This is a genomic window from Pseudomonas monteilii NBRC 103158 = DSM 14164, assembly GCF_000730605.1.
GTDB classification, from domain to species: domain Bacteria; phylum Pseudomonadota; class Gammaproteobacteria; order Pseudomonadales; family Pseudomonadaceae; genus Aquipseudomonas; species Aquipseudomonas monteilii.
On record NZ_BBIS01000086.1, the window covers coordinates 1 to 3,423 of the forward strand.

A 3,423-nucleotide genomic window follows, 5' to 3' on the forward strand; every position below is an offset into this window, starting at 1 on the left:
CCTTAGGTCCCCCTTAATTCGGGGAATCTATCTCAATGATGCCCAGCATTTCCTTATGCTTTCAACATTGTAATCCACAGGTCATGCATACGTTATCGGAAGCCTTTTATTTCGAAAGCGTAATTTTCAAGTAATCCCTTTGATATTGTGCCGTGCTATCGTAGTGCGCCACTTTATTTCTTGCCATATATGGATCCAGCTAATTGCGCATTTACATTTATTTCACTATTTTTTCACCTTTGCCTCCATAGGCTTTGGCAATGGACAATCAAACCAAACCTCTTATTAACTTACTGATTCGTTATCTGGGAATCGGCTTCATAGCAACGGGATTCCATTATGCGGTGTTCCTGGTGCTGGTTACGACAGAGTTCGCTACTCCGTTGCTGGCCAGTATCTGTGGCGGCATGGTTGGAGCCATTGCAAGCTTTATTGGAAATCGGGCGCTCTGTTTTGTGGCAGATGGCTCTCGTAAGTTTCAGCCTGTCAGGTTTGCACTGGTCGTGTTAGCCACAAACTTCGGCAATGGCGTGGGTATGTGGGTCCTCATCAAGTCGAATCTGTCACCTCTCATCTCCCAAATCGTAGTGACCTTAAGCCTCACTGCACTTGGATTCATTGCACATCGTTTTTGGACATTCAATCATGCAGACATTACATCGCTTTCCCGAGCGCCCTGATCCGTTGTTAACCATTGTGGTCCCTTGCTTCGAGGAAGAGGAAACCATCCCCGAGTTCCACCAGCGCATCACCCGCGTGGTGAAGCGATTATCCGTCTCCTGCGAAATCCTCTATGTCGACGACGGCAGTAAAGACCGGACGGCCGACATTCTTCGCCACTATCAGGATGGGTCATCTGTACGTTACCTGTCTCTGAGTCGCAACTTCGGCAAAGAGGCTGCACTGAGCGCCGGGATAGACCATGCCCGTGGCAGTGCGCTGATCTTCATTGATGTCGACCTGCAGGACCCACCAGAGCTCATCGCGGCCATGGTGGACTACTGGCAACGCGGCTACGACGTGGTGAACATGCAGCGTAACCTGAGAATCGGTGATTCGTGGTTTAAGCGCATGAGTGCCCGGGCATACTACTGGGTCATGCATCGCCTGGTGGAGAAGGTGGACATGCCGACCGATGTCAGTGATTTCCGATTGATTGGACCTGCTCCGCTGGCAGCACTGCGGGCGCTGGACGAGCGCTCCAGGATTCTCAAAGGCATGATTGGCTGGGTAGGCTTTCGTACCATCGAACTACCCTACAATCGTACTGTTCGCCATGCCGGAAGCACCAAGTGGAATGCAGCTGGCCTGTTCAATCTGGCCATCGAGAGTATCGTCAGCTTCTCTCGCAAACCGCTGCGCATCTTCAGCCTCATCAGTTTCGGACTTTTCGTCTCCAGCATCTGCTACATGCTTGCGTCGCTCGTGGCTGGCAGTTTCGACATCCATCACCTGCTCGTCGGAATGGCTTCATTCATGTGCGTCGGTGTCGCCATGGTGGGGGAGTACCTTGGCGTGACACTCGCGGAAGTGAAGCGCCGGCCTCTCTATTTCCTGAAGCACAGCAGCAAGGCGGATCCAGTGTCACTCCACCCTTCGATGGCTTCGATCGAGGGTAAGAAATGCTGAGCCTGAAGAACGAGAGGACGCTGTGGTGGGTCCTGGGTTCGATACTGCTATTGCGTTTGGTGGGGCTGGGCATCTACCCATTGATGGACACATCGGAGGCTCGCTACGCTGAAATGGCTCGCAAGATGGTCGAGTTGAATGACTGGATCACGCCTATGTTCGATTACGGGGTACCGTTCTGGGGCAAGCCACCGCTGTCCTTCTGGACCCAGGCCGCGAGCATGACGGTCTTCGGCGTTAACGAGTTCGCTGCGCGTTTCCCAGCGTGGCTACTGCACTTGGCAAGCTGTTTCATCATCATCAAACTCGGCACGCAGCAGATTTCTCGTAACGCCGGAATCTGGGCTGCCATTATCTTTTCCAGCACCACCCTTGGCCTGGTCTCCAGCGGTGTTGTGCTGACTGACCCTGTTTTGTCGTTCTCGATTCTGCTGGCCAGCTACGGTTTCTGGCGTTGGATGAAGTGCGCCAGCAAGGCGGATGCCTACCTGATGTTCGCAGGTCTCGGGCTGGGCTTGCTTGCCAAAGGGCCGCTGACCCTGGTGCTTATGGGGGCGCCGGCATTCGCCTGGTTCGTTATCTACAAGGAATGGGGACGGGTACTGAAGCTTCCCTGGATCAGCGGCCTTGTGCTTATGTTCGGTATATCCGTGCCTTGGTATGTCGCGGCCGAGATGAAAACGCCCGGCTTCATGGAGTACTTCTTCGTTGGTGAGCACTGGAGCCGCTACGTCGTCAGTAACTGGGCGGGCGACCTGTATGGCAGTGCTCATGCAAAGCCATATGGCACCATCTGGATCCAGCTCGGATTGTCGCTCCTTCCATGGGCCTTGTTCCTACCACTGCTGATCCGCAAGCGTGGATCGATGCAGCGCTTCGAAGCCTACCTATGGCTCTGGGCCTTGGCGACACCGGTCTTCTTCACATTCGCTGGCAACATTCTGTGGACCTACCTGCTACCTGCACTGCCAGCTTGGGCATTGCTGCTGTCCGCACGGATCAGCGAAGTTGGCCCGAAGACCACCTGGGCTTCCGCTGCGAGCGCTTTAGTGTTGCCAATCATCGGTGCGGGCATCATCTACGCCGGAGTACTAGAAGAGCGACCACAGAATCAGCGAGATGTGGTTCAAGCGTGGCTGAATGTGCAGACCGCTCACTCTGCTCCCCTGATCTATCCTGGCCGCCGCTCATACTCATCGGAGTTTTACAGCAGCGGGAAGTCCGAGAACATCAAGGATCCTGCCCAGTGGCCGCAGGATGGCTCGTTCTATCTGTCCAGACGCTTGCGAGACAGCAAGGATGGTCTGCCCGCTGATCTGGCTTGCACCCCGATCACCGAAGCGAACGCCAGCCAGCTCCTGCTTTGCCATTGGAAACGTACCGTACAAGGTGCCGAGGGTCTGGCTGGAGAAAGCAATGCGGGAACGCCTCGCAAGAACGAAGGCTAAATTCCATGCACAAAAAAGCCAGGTTTTTACCCTGGCTTTTTTGTCGATTACTTTCGTCATTTGAACAACACTGTCGAGGGCGACTAAGAACCTTCTCTAAAATTACAATTTTGATATCTAGCGCGTTAATTCCGCGCGGCGTTGTTGGCCGCCCTAGGAGATAGCCATGAATGATATAGAACCCTGGGCAATTGCTATCAGTGACTTTCGCCGCTGCACTGAAAAACTCACTGTCCAACTCGATGAGCTGACCTCGCAAACGCTCACCTCAAGCGCTGTTCTGGAGAGGTCGAACGAACTGGTGGAGCAGGTGGACGCTGTCGGCCGGCAGATTCAGGAGGAGGTG

4 protein-coding genes are annotated in these 3,423 nt (G+C 54.2%); all 4 read left to right on the forward strand.

Annotated elements, in window-relative coordinates:
- Positions 1–260 precede the first annotated feature (260 nt).
- Positions 261–680, forward strand: coding sequence for a GtrA family protein (locus tag PM2_RS30575; protein WP_004576006.1), 420 nt, complete (start codon positions 261–263; stop codon positions 678–680).
- On the forward strand, positions 646–1,629 hold the full coding sequence (locus PM2_RS28980; protein WP_024718166.1) for a glycosyltransferase family 2 protein: 984 nt from the start codon (positions 646–648) through the stop codon (positions 1,627–1,629). Before PM2_RS30575 ends, PM2_RS28980 begins: the two co-directional genes overlap by 35 nt.
- Positions 1,623–3,077, forward strand: a complete 1,455-nt coding sequence (locus PM2_RS28985) for an ArnT family glycosyltransferase (protein ID WP_004576008.1) — start codon at positions 1,623–1,625, stop codon at positions 3,075–3,077. The genes PM2_RS28980 and PM2_RS28985 overlap by 7 nt, the downstream gene beginning before the upstream one ends.
- A gap of 166 nt (positions 3,078–3,243) precedes the next feature.
- Positions 3,244–3,423 (forward strand): hypothetical protein (locus PM2_RS28990; protein WP_042132626.1); only part of this gene is annotated, 180 nt, incomplete at its 3' end.